General features: G+C 45.5%; 17 protein-coding genes. 11 read left to right on the top strand and 6 right to left on the bottom strand.

Annotation, left to right across the window (positions count from 1 at the left end; genetic code table 11):
- Positions 1–117: 117 nt before the first annotated feature.
- From purF to A3IE_RS0113785, 4 genes are all read left to right on the top strand, one after another.
- Positions 118–1,623: an amidophosphoribosyltransferase gene (purF, locus tag A3IE_RS0113800; RefSeq protein ID WP_020396210.1), complete on the top strand. Its 1,506-nt coding sequence runs from the start codon at positions 118–120 to the stop codon at positions 1,621–1,623.
- Positions 1,559–2,257 (top strand): L,D-transpeptidase, encoded by a 699-nt coding sequence (locus A3IE_RS0113795; RefSeq protein ID WP_245539201.1) that lies wholly within the window; start codon positions 1,559–1,561, stop codon positions 2,255–2,257. Before purF ends, A3IE_RS0113795 begins: the two co-directional genes overlap by 65 nt.
- Before the next feature lie 81 nt (positions 2,258–2,338).
- Positions 2,339–2,848: a DsrE family protein gene (locus tag A3IE_RS0113790; protein WP_020396208.1), complete on the top strand. Its 510-nt coding sequence runs from the start codon at positions 2,339–2,341 to the stop codon at positions 2,846–2,848.
- A gap of 195 nt (positions 2,849–3,043) precedes the next feature.
- Positions 3,044–4,219 carry an O-succinylhomoserine sulfhydrylase gene (locus A3IE_RS0113785; protein ID WP_033407242.1) on the top strand — a complete coding sequence of 392 codons (1,176 nt, stop codon included), beginning with the start codon at positions 3,044–3,046 and terminating at the stop codon, positions 4,217–4,219.
- Positions 4,220–4,278: 59 nt separating this feature from the next.
- On the opposite strand, the gene A3IE_RS0113780 is transcribed toward A3IE_RS0113785, so the two are convergent.
- Complete coding sequence (locus tag A3IE_RS0113780; protein WP_020396206.1) at positions 4,279–5,172, bottom strand: porin; 894 nt, start codon at positions 5,170–5,172, stop codon at positions 4,279–4,281.
- 402 nt (positions 5,173–5,574) lie between these two features.
- On the opposite strand from A3IE_RS0113780, the gene A3IE_RS0113775 reads away from it, so the two are divergent.
- A complete protein-coding gene (locus A3IE_RS0113775; RefSeq protein WP_020396205.1) occupies positions 5,575–6,123 on the top strand; it encodes a DUF4124 domain-containing protein in 549 nt (182 codons plus the stop codon).
- Here the strand turns inward: A3IE_RS0113775 and A3IE_RS0113770 are convergent.
- Positions 6,120–6,809, bottom strand: coding sequence for a YggS family pyridoxal phosphate-dependent enzyme (locus A3IE_RS0113770; RefSeq protein ID WP_020396204.1), 690 nt, complete (start codon positions 6,807–6,809; stop codon positions 6,120–6,122). The genes A3IE_RS0113775 and A3IE_RS0113770 overlap by 4 nt on opposite strands.
- 52 nt (positions 6,810–6,861) lie before the next feature.
- Between A3IE_RS0113770 and A3IE_RS0113765 the strand changes: the two genes are divergently transcribed.
- Genes A3IE_RS0113765 through A3IE_RS0113755 form a run of 3 tightly spaced genes read left to right on the top strand, consistent with a single transcriptional unit; the run spans position 6,862 to position 10,292 of the window.
- The gene (locus A3IE_RS0113765) at positions 6,862–7,899 is read left to right on the top strand and encodes a type IV pilus twitching motility protein PilT (protein WP_020396203.1); all 1,038 of its coding nucleotides are present in this window, start codon (positions 6,862–6,864) and stop codon (positions 7,897–7,899) included.
- A gap of 9 nt (positions 7,900–7,908) precedes the next feature.
- On the top strand, positions 7,909–9,060 hold the full coding sequence (locus A3IE_RS0113760) for a PilT/PilU family type 4a pilus ATPase (RefSeq protein WP_020396202.1): 1,152 nt from the start codon (positions 7,909–7,911) through the stop codon (positions 9,058–9,060).
- A gap of 8 nt (positions 9,061–9,068) precedes the next feature.
- Entirely contained in the window at positions 9,069–10,292 is a 1,224-nt protein-coding gene (locus tag A3IE_RS0113755; protein WP_020396201.1) for a PilT/PilU family type 4a pilus ATPase, read from the top strand.
- Here A3IE_RS0113755 and bioD read toward each other — a convergent pair.
- Positions 10,289–10,951: a dethiobiotin synthase gene (gene bioD / locus A3IE_RS20755; RefSeq protein ID WP_020396200.1), complete on the bottom strand. Its 663-nt coding sequence runs from the start codon at positions 10,949–10,951 to the stop codon at positions 10,289–10,291. The genes A3IE_RS0113755 and bioD overlap by 4 nt on opposite strands.
- Positions 10,952–11,025: 74 nt before the next feature.
- On the opposite strand from bioD, the gene A3IE_RS0113745 reads away from it, so the two are divergent.
- Entirely contained in the window at positions 11,026–11,682 is a 657-nt protein-coding gene (locus tag A3IE_RS0113745; RefSeq protein ID WP_020396199.1) for a thiopurine S-methyltransferase, read from the top strand.
- On the opposite strand, the gene A3IE_RS0113740 is transcribed toward A3IE_RS0113745, so the two are convergent.
- Together A3IE_RS0113740 and A3IE_RS0113735 are read right to left on the bottom strand one after the other, a co-directional pair.
- Positions 11,679–12,470 (bottom strand): metallophosphoesterase, encoded by a 792-nt coding sequence (locus A3IE_RS0113740; RefSeq protein WP_020396198.1) that lies wholly within the window; start codon positions 12,468–12,470, stop codon positions 11,679–11,681. The two genes, A3IE_RS0113745 and A3IE_RS0113740, sit on opposite strands and share 4 nt — an antisense overlap.
- A 2-nt stretch (positions 12,471–12,472) precedes the next feature.
- Positions 12,473–14,137 (bottom strand): mucoidy inhibitor MuiA family protein, encoded by a 1,665-nt coding sequence (locus A3IE_RS0113735; RefSeq protein ID WP_020396197.1) that lies wholly within the window; start codon positions 14,135–14,137, stop codon positions 12,473–12,475.
- A gap of 70 nt (positions 14,138–14,207) precedes the next feature.
- Here A3IE_RS0113735 and A3IE_RS0113730 point away from each other — a divergent pair, with 70 nt between their 5' ends.
- Together A3IE_RS0113730 and A3IE_RS0113725 are read left to right on the top strand one after the other, a co-directional pair.
- Complete coding sequence (locus tag A3IE_RS0113730; protein WP_020396196.1) at positions 14,208–14,972, top strand: TatD family hydrolase; 765 nt, start codon at positions 14,208–14,210, stop codon at positions 14,970–14,972.
- Positions 14,973–15,479, top strand: coding sequence for a hypothetical protein (locus A3IE_RS0113725; RefSeq protein WP_020396195.1), 507 nt, complete (start codon positions 14,973–14,975; stop codon positions 15,477–15,479). It begins immediately after the preceding gene.
- 3 nt (positions 15,480–15,482) lie between these two features.
- On the opposite strand, the gene A3IE_RS0113720 is transcribed toward A3IE_RS0113725, so the two are convergent.
- A complete protein-coding gene (locus A3IE_RS0113720; protein WP_020396194.1) occupies positions 15,483–16,196 on the bottom strand; it encodes a hypothetical protein in 714 nt (237 codons plus the stop codon).
- Position 16,197: the final 1 nt, after the last annotated feature.

Here is a 16,197-nt window from a genome sequence, read left to right as displayed (position 1 = left end):
TAACCGGATTGGATAGCAAACACATTTTGTGTCTACTGCATTAGACTTGTGCATGGCTTTTCTGCTTGATCAGCGTAAAATGCCGATTTTAATCGTGAGCTGGGAATAAATAGAGCTATGTGCGGAATTATTGGCATTGTCGGTTTGGAGCCAGTTAATCAAGCGCTATATGATGGGTTGACGGTGCTCCAACACCGTGGACAGGATGCGGCCGGTATTTTTACCAGTGACGGCAAACGCCTTTATTCGCGCCGTGGGAATGGTCTTGTCAAAGAGGTTTTCATGGAAGAGCACATGCAAACCCTTAAAGGGAATATGGGTATCGGTCATGTACGTTATCCAACCGCAGGTTCTTCATCCTCAGCCGAGGCACAGCCATTTTATGTGAATAGCCCCTATGGCATTTCACTCGCACATAATGGCAACTTAACGAATGCGCAGGGTTTGCGTAAGGATCTCTATTTACAAGACCGTCGCCATATTAATACGAATTCTGATTCTGAAATGCTGCTTAACGTATTCGCGCAGGAGCTATTAAAGCAAGATGCTTTTCGAGTAACGCCTGATGATATTTTTGCAGCCGTTTCTGGTGTTCATAAACGTTGTCGTGGTGCTTATGCCGTAGTAGCGATGATTACCCGTGATGGTTTATTAGGATTCCGTGATCCGAATGGGATTCGCCCCTTAGTTTATGGTGTGCGTGATCAGGGGCAGGGTAAAGAATATATGTTAGCCTCTGAAAGTGTCGCATTGGATTCGCAGGGCTATCGTTTAATTCGTGATATTGAGCCGGGCGAAGCTATTTATATTACGCATGATGGAAAAGTATTTACACGCCAATGCAGTGATAAACCACGCTATCATTCGTGTATTTTTGAATATGTTTATTTTGCGCGTCCCGACTCTATTATTGATAACGTATTCGTCCATAAAACACGGATGCGTATGGGGAAAAAATTAGCTGAGCGTATTATGCAGGAATGGCCGGATCATGATATTGATGTGGTGATGCCCATTCCGGATACCAGCCGCACTTCGGCGCTGGAGTTGGCTTACACGCTAGGTGTTCCGTACCGTGAAGGTTTAATGAAGAACCGTTATATTGGACGTACTTTTATTATGCCCGGCCAAAAACAGCGTAAAAAGTCTGTGCGCCAGAAATTGAATCCCTTGCATGTCGAGTTCCGTAATAAAAATGTATTACTGGTAGACGACTCGATTGTACGTGGTACGACTTCGGAAGAAATTGTACAAATGGCGCGTGATTCTGGGGCAAAACGGGTTTATTTCGCCTCAGCTTCGCCACCGATTCGTTACCCCAATATTTATGGAATTGATATGCCAGCCGCGAGCGAATTAATTGCGCATGGTCGTAGCGAAAAAGAGGTAGCTCATGCGATTGGCGTGGATCGTTTATTTTATTTGAAGTTAGAGGATTTAATTGAGTCGGTACAAAAAGGGAATCCGCGCTTACAACAATTTGATTGCTCCGTATTCACAGGGGAATATGTGACAGGCGAAGACGCTGAATATTTTATCGAATTAGAGGCACAACGAAATGATAAAGAAAAAGAAAAATCTGACCGCAAAAATGCTGCTATTGATTTGCGTGACAGCGATTAGTGGTTTTGGGGCAATGAGTTTAATTAACAATAGCTCAGCACAAGATGTGACTAGCCAGCCTATGGTAGCGCATGTAGCGCCAACGCCTAATTTTCAAGGCTTATTGCAAGATTTGCAGCGCCGTTTCCCTAGCTATTCGACACAACAGGTGTTGTTGGTAGATGCAACAGGGCAAGAAATGTTGCTCATTGAGCAGGGACAAGTCACAGCGCGTTGGGTTATTTCCACTGCTTCCGCTGGTTTAGGCAGTCGTAAAGGTAGCGACCAAACACCATTAGGCGTACATCGTATTGCTGAAAAATTTGGAGAAGGTGCGCCTTTAGGAACTGTATTCAAGGCGCGTAAAAATACTGGGCGTATTGCACGTATTTTGACTGAGCCAGGAGCACGAAGTGGTGAGGATAATGTGACGACACGTATTTTGTGGCTGGATGGCTTAGAAGTGGGTTTGAATAAAGGCGGCGATGTTGACTCACGCTCACGCTATATCTATATCCATGGCACTGATGAAGAAGGACGTTTAGGCGCACCCGCGTCACATGGCTGCATCCGGATGCGTAATCAAGATGTCGTGAATCTTTTCTCGCGGGTAGGTGTTGATACCTTAGTGGTGATTGCACAGCGCAAAACCTAGAGCCTAGCCCTTTGGTACATTGTATTTTTTGGCAGTGACAACTACATTCACTCCGTAAATGTACAAAAGGAGAGGAATGTTATGTTGCAGCGTACCGCGTTGATGGTTTTTGCTTGTAGTTTATGCTTAGCACCGCTGGCTTTGGCACAAGAAGCGACTTTTGACCCTGGCGTTAAAGCACCCGAAGTACCTAAAGATTATTATGCGGGTGCAGAAAAAGTCGTGTTTCATCTCAGTAGTGCCATGGATGAAAAAGGCTATTTAACAGTGTTAGGGAATGTGGCTAATTACATTGCGGCTTTGGAAGCGACTCAGTTGAAAACGGAAGCGATTGTGGTCATGAATGCTGATGGTCTTGGTTTATTGCGCATGGCGAAAGAGCAAGAAATGGAAGCGGATGCTAAATTGCCTGCACGCATTGATAGTCTCAAGAAACAAGGCGTGAAATTTCAAATCTGCTATCGCACCTTAACAGCGCGTAAAGTGCCTTTTGATACGCTGTATGGCGCTGTACCAGAGGACGTGGTGTCTTCAGGTGTGGCAGAAGTAGGGCGTTTGCAAGCACAAGGCTACCGCTTAGTAAAACCCTAACAGACTTTGATAAAGCCGCTATTCTAGCGGCTTTTTATTTGACAAACTTTCCTCACACTCTTTACTATAAAACCATGCGCCGATTTGAGTTCAGCTTGCGGGCGCTTAATAAATCCAGCTAAAGCGGTGTAACCTGCTTTAGTGATTTGACTATAGGCGGGTTTTTTTATGCCCGTTATTTACCATGAGGCATATATGAATCATTCAGACTGGGAGTTCGAAACCCTAGCGGTACGTGCTGGTCAGTTACGTAGCGCAGAAAACGAACATAGCGAAGCAATTTTTCCTACCTCGAGTTTTGTGTTTAATAGTGCCGCTGAAGCAGCCGCACGTTTTTCGGGTGAATCGCCCGGGAATGTTTATTCGCGTATGACCAACCCGACGGTGCGCTATTTTCAAGAGCGGCTTGCTGCTTTGGAAGGCGGTGAAAGTTGTGTGGCCACCTCATCCGGTATGTCCGCTATTTTGGCTGTGGTGCTCGCTTTTCTAAAAGCAGGTGACCATTTAATTTGCTCGAATTCTGTTTTTGGCACTACCACTGTGCTTTTCCAAAATTATGTGCAGAAATTCGGTATTGATGTCAGCTTCGTAAAACTGAGTGATTTAGGTGCTTGGCAAGCCGCTATGCGCCCGAATACGCGACTTTGTTTTGCGGAAACACCTTCTAACCCTTTAGGTGAGTTAGTCGACATCCAAGCCCTAGCTGATTTAGTGCATCAACATAATAGCTTATTAGTAATCGATAATTGTTTTTGTACCCCAGCTTTGCAACAACCCTTAAAATTAGGTGCGGACATCGTAGTACATTCTGCGACCAAATATTTGGACGGGCAGGGGCGTGCTATTGGGGGGGCAGTCGTGGGTGACAAAGAGCGCGTGGGTAAAGACGTGTTTGGTGTTTTGCGCTCTGCTGGTATGACTTTGAGTCCTTTTAATGCTTGGATTTTCCTGAAAGGTCTGGAAACACTAAGTTTGCGTATGCAGGCCCATTGTAGACAAGCACAGCAATTAGCCGAATGGTTAGAAACTCTGCCTGCGATTCAACGTGTTTATTATGCAGGCTTGACCTCTCATCCGCAGCACGAACTGGCCGCTAAACAGCAAGGTGGATTTGGTGGTATTGTTTCGTTTGAAGTCAAAGGTGGCAAGGCTGCAGCTTGGCATTTAATTGACCAAACCCAATTATTGTCTATTACCGCAAATTTAGGTGATACCAAAAGTACCATCACGCATCCGGCCACAACGACGCATAGCCGTTTAACGCCAGAGCAGCGCGACATAGCTGGGATTCAAGATGGCTTAGTACGTATTTCAGTGGGATTAGAAAATCTAAGCGATATTCAGAAAGATATTTTACGCGGTTTGCAATAAGCTAAAAAAGAAAAGGTGCTGAATAGCACCTTTTCATTAACACTAGCTAAACGTTTTGCTTAGAAATCATACTTCAGAGCAGCACGGAAAGCGGTTGTTGCATCTTTGCCTTTTACATCAGCATCTTGCTTGGATAGTTCAAACCAAGAAGAGGTTTGCTTACCCATTTTGTAAGTATAACCTAAGGTAATGCCATTTGGATCAGTACCTGAATCTAGGCTAGCTTGGCCGTAGCTTAAATAAGCATCGCCTAAGCCCAAATGTAAGTCGACAGAATTACCGACATCTTTACGGTCAACATAGCTTAAGCCGTAAGCCACTGAACCTGCTTTGCCGCCGACAGAAGCACCGTAAGTAGAGTCTTCACTATCGGTATCACGAATACCTAAGCCTACAGTCGCAGGGCCAGCACCGAAAGTAGCACCAAATTCATAACCATCGCCCATTTGGTCGTCGTTCATGTAACTGGTAGCGCCAACACCGAACATGCCAAACTTAGAGTCGAAAGTCATAGCTTCGCCAGTACGACCGCCATTGGTAACTTTAGTTGCGCCAGCTAAAGTATCCCACCAACCTTGGTCAGCTGGAGCTAAAACGGTATTGTAGAAAGTATGGTAGTCTTGACCAATACGGAAACGGCCAAATCCACCTTTAACACCTACGTAACCTTTACGCATACTAACAGCTGATGAGCCGTCACTGCCATCTAAGCTGACGCCAAACTCATAATGACCAAAACCGGTCAAGCCGTTACCTAACTCAGTTTCGCCTTTAAAACCAAAACGTGAGTTCATATTTCTGATCGTGGTAGTGTCATCAGTACCATTGTCAAAGTACTCAATACCTGCACGAACACTACCATAGAAAGATGTGCCGGTTTCCGCCTGAGCGGCGAAAGAGGCTACACCTAAAGAAGCCATTGCAATGGCAATTGTCAAGTTTTTCAATTTCATAGTAATTTCCCATTCCACCGTTGCATAAACGCAGCGAACTGTATTATAAAGCCAACACTTTCTAGACACAATTGCTATTAGGACAGTTTTTTCTCTACGCACTAAGGCCAGTCTTTATTATCCTACTCATTGTGCCTATTTGTATATCAGTTAAGCAGTTGCCTAACTTAATAACACGGTATTTTGCTTAGCTCTCTACTAAAGCTGTCTTTATCTTAGCATTATGTGGCTATAAAACAACAGTCTATTAGTGTATAAAAACCACAGAAAAACGTATTAGTTGCGATTAAAAATAATTAACCTACCTTTAGTCTGAGTTTGTTCGACAGTACTTCTCAATCCAGTCAGAATCATTATAAACCCAACTTATACCAAGAAGACTGATGATGGAGTGTTATTATCGTGCGCCTCATTGCACTGTTATGTTTTAGTCTTTTAACATGTCCTGCCCTAGCAGAAGTTTATCGCTGGACAGATGCGCAAGGTAATACGATTTTTGGCGATCAACCTCCTGAATCTGCACGTGCTCAAGCCGTGGAATTACCCCCTCTTACCATTGCGGATAGTTTTAATAATAAAAAAGCAGAGGATAAAGCAACGGTTACGGCGATTAGTAAGCCTGTAGAAGAGGCTGATTCCACCAGTCAAGAAACTAATAAATCCTATACAAATTTTTCTATTAGCGCTCCTTCGGCGGATGAAACCATTCGTGCAAATGGGGGTAGTGTAGCCTTACAATTAAACATTAAGCCTGAGCTACAAAAAGGCCATGGCATTGTGGTTTATCTTGATGGTAAGCAAGTAGGAAAAACCTCCTCGACTTCTTTCACATTAAGTGAGGTTACGCGTGGGTCACACAGCGTTTTTGCAGTGTTGCATGATGCTAAGGATAAAGTACTGACCAATACCGAATCCGTGAGTTTTCAAGTATTACGAGCGGCGGCTCACTAATAGTTTCGAGCACCAAAAATGGCTGTCCCGATGCGAACCTGCGTTGCACCCTCAGCAATAGCGGCTTCCATATCATCGGTCATACCCATAGAAAGTGTATCCAGTTTGAAGGATTGCTGGTTTAACTGGTCTTTAAGTTCTCGCAAGCGCCGAAAAACTTGTCTTTGTACAGCCACATCTTTACTAGGCGCGGGAATTGCCATTAAACCTCGTAACTGTAGTCGGTCTAGTGTTTTTATTTGATGAGCTAGCGCTTCTGCCTCATAAAATGCCACGCCTGATTTACTAGCTTCTTCACTGAGATTGACTTGAATGCAGACTTGTAAGGGTGCGAGCTGGCTAGGGCGTTGATCATTTAGGCGCTGGGCCACTTTAAGGCGGTCTATCGAGTGTACCCAAGTCGCTAGCTCAGCAATAGGTCGCGTTTTATTGGTTTGAATCGGTCCGATGAAATGCCATTCAATGCAGGAGTCATTTAAGGCTAAAGCTAAAGCCTTTTCTTGCATCTCCTGAACATAGTTTTCGCCAAAAGCATACTGTTGCGTTTGTAGTGCTTCTTGAATGGCCGTGAGTGGCTGATGTTTGCTTACCGCAATGAGTTTGACACTATTGGGTTCGCGTCCATAGCGTTGCTCAGCCGCACGAATACGTTCGCCGATTATCCGAAGATTGTCTGTGATGGTCATGGCTTATGATAAGTTTTAGGCAATTAGAAAAATAACAAAACGCGATTGAACCATGGATATTACTCAATTATTGGCCTTTGGTGTCAAGAATAGCGCTTCAGATTTGCATTTGTCAGCGGGCATGCCGCCAATGATTCGGGTTGATGGTGAGGTACGGCGCATTAACTTGCCAGTCTTGGAGCATAAGCAAGTACACAGTATGGTGTACGACATTATGAATGATAATCAGCGCAAAACTTATGAAGATAAGTGGGAGTGCGACTTTTCATTTGAGATTCCGGGAATTGCACGTTTTCGTGTGAATGCTTTTAATCAAGGCCGTGGCGCGGGCGCTGTTTTTCGTACTATTCCTAGTAAAGTGTTGAGTTTAGAGCAACTTAATGCGCCTGGTATTTTCCGTAAAATTTCTGAAAATCCCCGTGGCTTGGTATTAGTGACAGGGCCTACAGGTTCGGGTAAATCGACTACGCTCGCGGCCATGATCGATTATAAGAATGATACCGATTATGGACACATTCTAACCATCGAAGACCCGATTGAATTCGTCCATGAAAGTAAGAAAAGCTTAATCAATCAACGGGAAGTGCATCGTGACACGAAGAACTTCGAAGCGGCGCTACGTTCTGCTTTGCGTGAAGACCCAGACACGATTCTAGTGGGTGAGATGCGCGACTTGGAAACCATTCGCTTAGCGTTGACGGCGGCGGAAACAGGGCATTTAGTGTTTGGGACTTTGCATACCACCAGCGCCCCTAAAACCATTGACCGTATTGTCGACGTATTTCCTGCCGCAGAAAAAGAAATGGTTCGTGCCATGTTGTCTGAATCGTTACAGGCGGTTATTTCTCAAGCTTTGTTAAAGAAAAAAGGCGGCGGGCGTGTAGCAGCGCATGAAATTTTAATCGGCACACGGGCAGTACGTAACCTCATTCGTGAAAATAAAATTGCTCAAATGCGCTCAGCGATGCAAACCGGCCAAAGCGATGGTATGCAGACCTTGGATCAATGTTTGCAATCGCTGGTGATGAAAGGTGTGATCGATAAAGAATCTGCTCGCCGCAAAGCGGATAATCCTGATAACTTCGCCTAGGAGCTTTTAATGGATCGTGATAGTGCGATAGGTTTTGTACACAAATTGCTCCAGACGATGCTCGAAAAGGGTAGTTCTGACCTATTTATAACCGCCGATGCGGCGCCTTCTGCCAAGGTTAATGGCCAAATGACGCCATTAACGAATACCCCGTTGAGTGAAATGAATGCGCGTATGTTAGTGCGTTCCATTATGAATGATTCGCAATTACGGCATTTTGAATCCGCGATGGAGTGTAATTTTTCCATTAGCTTACCCAATACCGCGCGTTTTCGTGTCAGTGCTTTCACGCAACGTGGCTGTGCGGGGATGGTGTTGCGTCATATCCCCAGCGAAATTCCCAGTTTTGAACAATTACAACTCCCTAAAGTGTTGCGCGATTTAGTGATGACCAAGCGCGGCCTTATTATCATTGTAGGCGCAACAGGCTCTGGTAAGTCGACGTCCTTGGCGTCCATGTTGGATTATCGTAATGCTAACTCGAAAGGTCATATTATTACGGTAGAAGATCCTATTGAATTTATTCATCCTCATAAAGGTTGCTTAGTTACCCAGCGTGAAATTGGCATTGATACGCAAAGTTATGAGTTAGCGTTGCGCAATACCTTGCGCCAAGCGCCTGACGTGATTTTGATGGGGGAAATCAATACGCGCGAAACCATGGAGTATGCGATTGCTTATGCAGAGACAGGGCATTTGTGTTTAGCGACTTTACACTCGAACAGCGCTAACCAAGCGATTGAGCGGGTACTCAACTTTTTCTCCGAAGAGCGTCGGCCTCAGGTTTTAATGGATTTGTCGCTAAATCTCAAAGCCGTTGTATCTCAGCGTTTGGTCAGAACCAGTGATGATAAAGGCCGCATTCCGGCGGTAGAGGTGTTGATTAATACCCCGCTGATGGCTGACCTTATGATTAAAGGGGACGTGCCGGGAATGAAGGTGTTGGCATCCAAATCGCGTGAGCAGGGGATGTGTACCTTCGACCAAGCGCTGTTTGATTTAATTGAAAGCCGCAAAATTACGGTACAAGAAGGTTTACGTAATGCAGATTCGGTGAATGATTTGCGCTTGAAGCTCAAATTAGAAAGCCGGTTTACTAAAGATAATGATTTCTTCCGTGGTACGGAAAGTATCACGATTGCACCCGTGGATAAAAGGTAAGAATAATTATGGGTAGTATGATTGATGATGACATGCGCCTGTCGCCACTCTTGCATATGATGGTCAAGCAAGGTGGCTCAGATATTTATCTGACTACTGGTGCACATGCCTCCATTAAAGTACGTGGACAATTGCGCAAAATCAGTCGTGAACCGATGAAGCCGGGTAATATTCGGCAAATTGCAGAAGAAGTCTTAGCACAAAGCGAGATGGAATCATTTATGCAATCACGTGAGCTGAATAAGGGGGTTGCTTTAAAAGGCATTGGGCGCTTTCGCTTAAACCTCTATTTCCAGCGTGGCGAAGTATCAATGGTTATCCGCCATATTCGTAGCCATATTCCCACGCCTGATGAATTAGCTTTACCCAATGTCCTGAAAGATCTAGTCATGCGCCGCGATGGTTTGATTTTATTCGTCGGCTCTACAGGGGCGGGTAAATCGACTTCGATGGCGTCTTTGATTCAATATCGAAATGAACGCCATTGTGGCCATATTCTTACTATTGAAGACCCGATTGAGTATACTTTTAAGCATGGTCAATCGATTATTGGGCAGCGCGAAATTGGTTTTGATACCTTAAGCTATGCCAATGCGATGCGTGAAGCGATGCGTGAAGCACCTGATATGATTATGGTAGGTGAAGCACGTGACATGAGTACCATGGAAGCGGTATTAGGCTTTGCTGACACGGGACATTTGGTATTGTCAACACTACACGCGATTAATGTGGTCCAAGCATTGGAGCGTATGTTGTATTTATTCCCGGGTGAGCATAAAGGGCGGGTCTTAATGGATTTGTCTTTAAATCTGCGCGCTATTGTGGCTCAGCGTTTAATTCCTTCCGAAGACAGTAATACCATTCATTTGGCGGCGGAAGTATTAATTAATACGCCTTATGTAGCAGAGTTAGTGCGTAAAGGGAGTTTCAATGATTTACCGGATGTGATTGAAAAAGGGGTATCTGATGGGATGGTGAGCTTTGACCAAGCCCTGTATCGCCTATATTCCGAGAAGAAGATTTCTAAACAAGCGGCTTTAGAATATTCAACTTCACGTAATAACTTGGAGTGGCAATTGAATTTCGGCCACGGTAGCTTTATTCCGGATGCTAATCGCAAGAACGATAAAACGGTTTATGAGCAAGTGGTCGGTGTGAGTAGTGTACAGACAGTGCCAACGACTCCACATGCAGCGGCAGCCGCAGCACGTTTAGGTTTGCCCTCGATTTAACCATGATCCTGCCAACGCCAAATCGGTACGTGGCTAGGCAATAAAGCACGTAAGTCAGCGACATTATCCATATGCGGTGTCGCTGGCTGTTGGGCATTAAGAATAATGCCTGCCAAGTTTAAACGCCGTGCTATTAAGGCTTGGTAGCAGAGTAAAATATGATTTAATGCGCCCACCCGATCTAAACTGACTATTAACACCGGCAAGCCCAGTTGCTCCGCCAAATCCGCATTCAATCCATCGTGTGCCAACGGTGAATAAAAGCCGCCAGCGCCTTCAACATATAAAAAATCTGAGGCTTGAGTCTGTTGCCGACAAGCCTGTACCAAGGCTTGAATACTTAAGCTTTTGCTTTCCAAGGCCGCCGCACGAGGTGGTGAAAGGGGTTGGGTTAAGGGATTGGCACAAATCAGATTCAAGCGCTGAAAATTCGTTGCACAGAGCGCGAGTTTCCAGGAGTCGGTTTCTGTGATTTGCTCAGGCAGCCAACCCGATTCAACGGGTTTGCGTGGTTTGAGTTGTCTTCCTCTTAAGCGTAGGCGTTGTAATAATTGTGTGCCTACCCATGTTTTTCCCACACCTGTATCCGTGCCCGTCATAAATAGGCCAGTGCCCTGACTGAGTTCATCCAACCACTGTTCAAAATCTATCGTATTCACACGCTTTATCTCGTTGCTTTAATTTTCGCATTATACTGGGCGACAAAGTTTAACAATCTATTGCGAGGAAACCTATGCAGGCAGAGTTTTGGCATCAGCGTTGGCAAAAAAATCAAATCGGATTTCATCAATCCGCCATTAATAGCCATTTGGAATCTTTCTGGCCGCAACTGAATGTTCCTGAAGGAACGAGGGTGTTTGTACCCTTATGTGGTAAGAGTTTAGATATGTTGTGGTTACGTGCTCAAGGCTATCCGGTGTTAGGGATTGAGCTAAGCGAGATTGCGGTGCGTGACTTTTTTGCTGAAAACGAATTAACACCAGTCATTCAACAACAAGGTTCATTTACGCGCTGGGAAACAGAGAATTTGGTGATTTTGGTAGGGGATTTCTTTGATCTGACAGCGGCAGACCTAGCGGAGTGCGGTGCCGTTTATGATCGCGCCTCGTTAATTGCTTTGCCACCAGCGATGCGCCCAGCGTATGCAGAGCATTTTCTGAAAATCGTTTCGCCCAGTAATACGATTTTATTAATTACGGTTGAATATGATCAGTCGATTGCGAGCGGTCCACCTTTTTCGGTGAGTGAACAAGAAGTGCGAGATTATTATGAGGCAACCTACAAAATCGTCAGAATCTATACCATTCCTGCCTTAGATACCTTTTCGGGCTTCCGTAATAAGGGCATTACCGAATTGGATGAGCATGTGTTTTTCTTAAAACCGCGCTAATTGACAGAAGGTAAGAAGTGCACGTTGCTGCTAAGCGTTCCGTCTGCTGCTAAGAGCCACTCGCGCCATCCGGAGCGAGTATGCTCAAATTGAATAGTGGCTTGGGTATGCGCCAATTGCACACAAGTAGCAGGTGTGCCTAGCACGGGGATAATGCGCCCATCCGGCAGTTGATAACTACCCTGATGGCTATTGTGAATATGCCCAAAACCAATGGCTTTTAATTGTGGAAAAGGCGCAACACAGTCCCAAAATTGCTCGGCTTGTTGCAGGCCGTGCGATTCCATCCAGCCGCTACCGATGGTAATGGGATGGTGATGCATAAATAGCAGCACAAAATCTTCGGGTGCAAGCTGTTCAAACCAGAGCCTTAGGGCGTCTAGTTTTTGCTGACTCAAATACCCCGCGCCATGACCCGCTAAACTGGTATCTAGGAAATAACAATGCCAAAAGCCAAAGTTAGCTGAGGTTTGAAAATGCGCATGGCTAGTGGGTGCTTGAAACACTTGCGCCATGAGCTCGGGGACATCATGATTGCCGGGCAGCACATACACGGGAGCAGGTGCCAGCGCTAGATGCTGATTCAGGCGCTGGTACGTTGCTAAGCTTTCTTCTTGCGCCAAATCGCCACTAATAATTAAGGCATCAGCAGCGTGCCGCTGAAAATGTGCCAATAGCCGCTGTAGTGATTGATTGGGCTTCACTGGCAAAGCCGACCAAAACAGCGAGGTATGGTCATCACTAAAACAATGGGTATCGGTAATTTGCAGCAAGCGTAGCGTTTTCATGATTATAAACCTGATACGTCTTTGTCCTCGGGGTAACTAACAACATAGCCGTATTCAATTTGATCGCTACTGCCCGCAGAGACTTCTCGCACCCAACTCATCACACCTTTTTTATTATCAACATTTTGCTCACTCGGGCGATCTCCTAGCATGTTAATCGTAATTTGGTCAGTATCCGAGGTCGGAATAACATCGTATAACGTGATATTGCGCGCATCTTCATGCTGATTGGCCATCGTGACTAAATACTGACGTTGTAGGCTTTTGCGACTATTGATAATGCCTGAACTATGGGTCGACTCGGGGCTAGGCTGAAATTTCAGTTTAACAAGGTTGTCTTCGCCAAAATCGAGCTTGACCAGTTCGCCTTTTAGCACACTAGCCAGTTGACTATTTCCAATAAAATTGCCATCTCGATATAAACTGACCGGACCTGCAATGAGCGGCTCATTACCTTCATAAGTCGTTTCTGCGCGTACAAAAGCGCGTGGATCAAGGCGGGGCACACTATAAATACCCAAAGTACTTGCTAGCTTTTGTACTGTCAACGTTAAGCGTCGACTATCACTGCCGGAGTTGAGGCTTAGCTTTCCGGGGGCTTGATACTCAGCTTGATAGTCCGTAGTAAATCGTAAAGACGAGATTTCTTGCATAGCGATAGGGGCAGCAGGGGCAACAGCGACAGCTGATTTTTCCATGGCTCCGCCAACGGCTTGGTTTGCCATATCCCCTTCGGCTGCGGCCATCGCGTCTGCTGCGGAGGGACGTTGAGCAAGATGTTCATCATATAAGCCCACTGACCAGCTATTCAATTCAGGCAATGCCAATTGTCCAGACGCAGGGCGCAAAGTAGATAGATTAACCTGCACTTCTGACCAATCTTCGCCAGTAGTTTGCTGAATTTCTGCTTGGGTTTTGAGTTTGATGGTGCTGGTTTTACTATCTAAATCGGCTTCGTACACAGGACGCCAGCTTGCACCCTGAATTTGGTAATGGATATTCAGGGTTAAATCACTAGGCGCTTGAGCGTTCACATATAAGATAGCGCTGCGGGTGCTGGTCGAGCCTGTTGCGATTTGAGCCAATTCTTTACGCAATTTTTCCAAGCCACGGTCAAAGGCCAATAAGCTTTGGTCAGCGGCTCTAATGTTAGCTTGAGCCTCAGCAGTCGCGATTTCTAAAGTGCGCCAAGCTTGTTGCCATTGTTCAACCGGTATAACACTAGCGCTCTCGCCTTTGTCATCCGTTTTCGGCAACCCAGTCGCGCGAATAAATTCCAATTGTTGTTTGGCACGGGCTTGTGCGTCGACCATTTCTTGACGCTTGGCTTCCCATAGACGAATTTCTTCTTGTAACTGCTTTTCACGTTCTTGCACGGCTTGCGCAGATAATTGCTCCACTAATTGCACGCTGCCTAAGCTGACCGGCGCAGAGCCTTGGCCGGAGACGCGCAGTGAATCGGCATCAAGCTGAACTGGTAAGCCTGCCAATGTAATTTGACTTTCACCGCTGGGGATTGCAATTTTTGCCAAGCGCGTAATGCGAGCGCTATCAGGATATACTACCACTTGCGCGATGGTTGAGTCTGCCGCAATGCCTGCATAACTCCACGCAGGAAACAGTGTGGTTAATGCTAGCAGGCAAATGGGAAGGCGTAGTTTAATCATTATGATAAATCCCCAAAGTGATGGTTGAATGATTTTAGTCTATTTTGCAAAGCCAAGGTCAAGCTAATCTATGCGCCTAATCGATACACATTGTCATTTCGATGATGAAAGCTTTGATTGCGACCGCGTTGATTTGTTGCAGCAGATGCGTGAAAAACAGGTAAGTGATTTAATTTTACCCGCTATTACGGCTGCTAGTTGGAAAAGTATCCGCCATTTAGCCCAGCAACATGCTGAATTACACGCTAGCTTTGGCTTACATCCTATTTATTTGGCTGAACATCGCCCAGAGCATTTGCAGCAATTGCAACACTACTTGGAACAAGGTGAGGCTGTGGCGCTAGGCGAATGTGGTTTGGATTTTTTCATACCTGAATTGGATGTCTCGCAGCAAATCGAATATTTTGTCGCTCAATTGCGTTTGGCAAAGCACTATGATCTACCCCTGATTATTCATGCGCGACGTTCTGTGGATCAGGTGATTAAATACATTCGCCGTATTGGCGGTTTACGCGGTGTGATTCATAGTTTTGCGGGCAGTCAGCAACAAGTGGATAGCTTGATGGAGCAAGGTTTTTATGTTGGCATTGGTGGGACAGTGACTTATGAGCGTGCCCAGCGTTTGCGGCGCATAGTCGCTGCATTGCCGAGTGAATGTTTATTATTAGAAACCGATGCACCCGATCAACCTGATAGCCAATGGCGTGGTAAGCGTAATACACCCTTACGTCTCCCCATCGTGGCGGAAACGGTTGCCGCCTTGCGGGGCGTATCGGTGGAAGAAGTTGCGGCTTTCACCAGCGCGAATGCACAACGTTTGTTTGGAATAACTTGAATGCGCAAGTATTTTTACCCTCTATTGATGGCTACTGTCATTTTGTTTGGCGTTATACTCGTCATCACGCCTTATGTGGCTGAATATTTTTTTCCTTTATCGCAAGCCGCTTATCAAAAACCGAATGATACGGAAGTAAAACGTGCCTTATCGGATTGGTTTGGGGCAAAGCCTGAGCAAATTAGTGAGGCTCAAGCTATGCGGCGACGTTTGCCAGATGGGTCGATGGATTGGTATCAGTTCAGTTTGCCGCCAGAAGCGGTGAAGCGTTTCATTATTGAGAGTCGTTTGCAGCAGCAAGATTTAACACCTGAACTGATGCGGCAACATTTTTTGGACAATGCCCCTCAGATTGCTTGGTGGCAACCGCAAGCGCTGCAACAACAGACCTATTTTCTAGGCGCTGGTGGTGGGCGTGAAGTGGCTTTAATTTATAATGCCGAGCATCAACACGGTGTCATGCGCGTTTATACTCGTCAAGCCAACACCGAGGCTAAACGTTTTTAACATCTAGCTTGCTTGACGTAGTTGCCTAGTATTTTTGAGTGGGGTAAGAACCAATTGTTTGGCCAGCAATACCCACTCTTTCACGGGTAACTCCTGTTCCTTGCCAAGCAATTCTGTGATTTGTTGAAGTTGTGAGGGAGTGCATTCGGCTAATTGGCGAAATTGGTGAATGCCTAATTGCTGCAATTTGCGTGCAATCTCGTGGGTGATACCATCAATTTGCTGAAGGTCATCAGGCTGATTCGAAAAAAATAGCGGCAGTGCTTGGGCCTGTGTTAGTGATTCGGTGGAGCCTGCGTTTTGCACATGCGGTAATTGTTTCTTCAAAGTACGTGCTAAATCTACCAAGCGCAAAATATGCCGCTCGCGCCGTTTTACTTCTGCCTGAGACTGGTCAAGTTGTTTGCGCGTTTGTTCCAGTTGCTTACGTAGTTTCAAATAATCTTCGTGATATAGTTCTTGTGTCAAAGCGCTAGTCAGTTGTTTTTTTTGTTGCAAGGAAAACTCATACATTTTTTTCAGCTTGGCGAGTTCTTGCTGTGTTTTTTCATGTTCTTGACGATTAAGTTTGTGCCGTTCGCGCAGTTGATTGAGTTCCTGTAAGAAGGTTTGCTTAGTTGCACTGTGATATAGCATTCTTACCCACCAACCAATGGCCAGACCCACTAAAAAAAGACTGGAAGAAATGAGGATGGTTTGAATGCTGATGGGGCTCATA

This window comes from Thiolinea disciformis DSM 14473 (assembly GCF_000371925.1).
GTDB classification, from domain to species: Bacteria; Pseudomonadota; Gammaproteobacteria; order Thiotrichales; family Thiotrichaceae; genus Thiolinea; species Thiolinea disciformis.
This window is presented reverse-complemented; position numbering and strand designations above follow the sequence as displayed.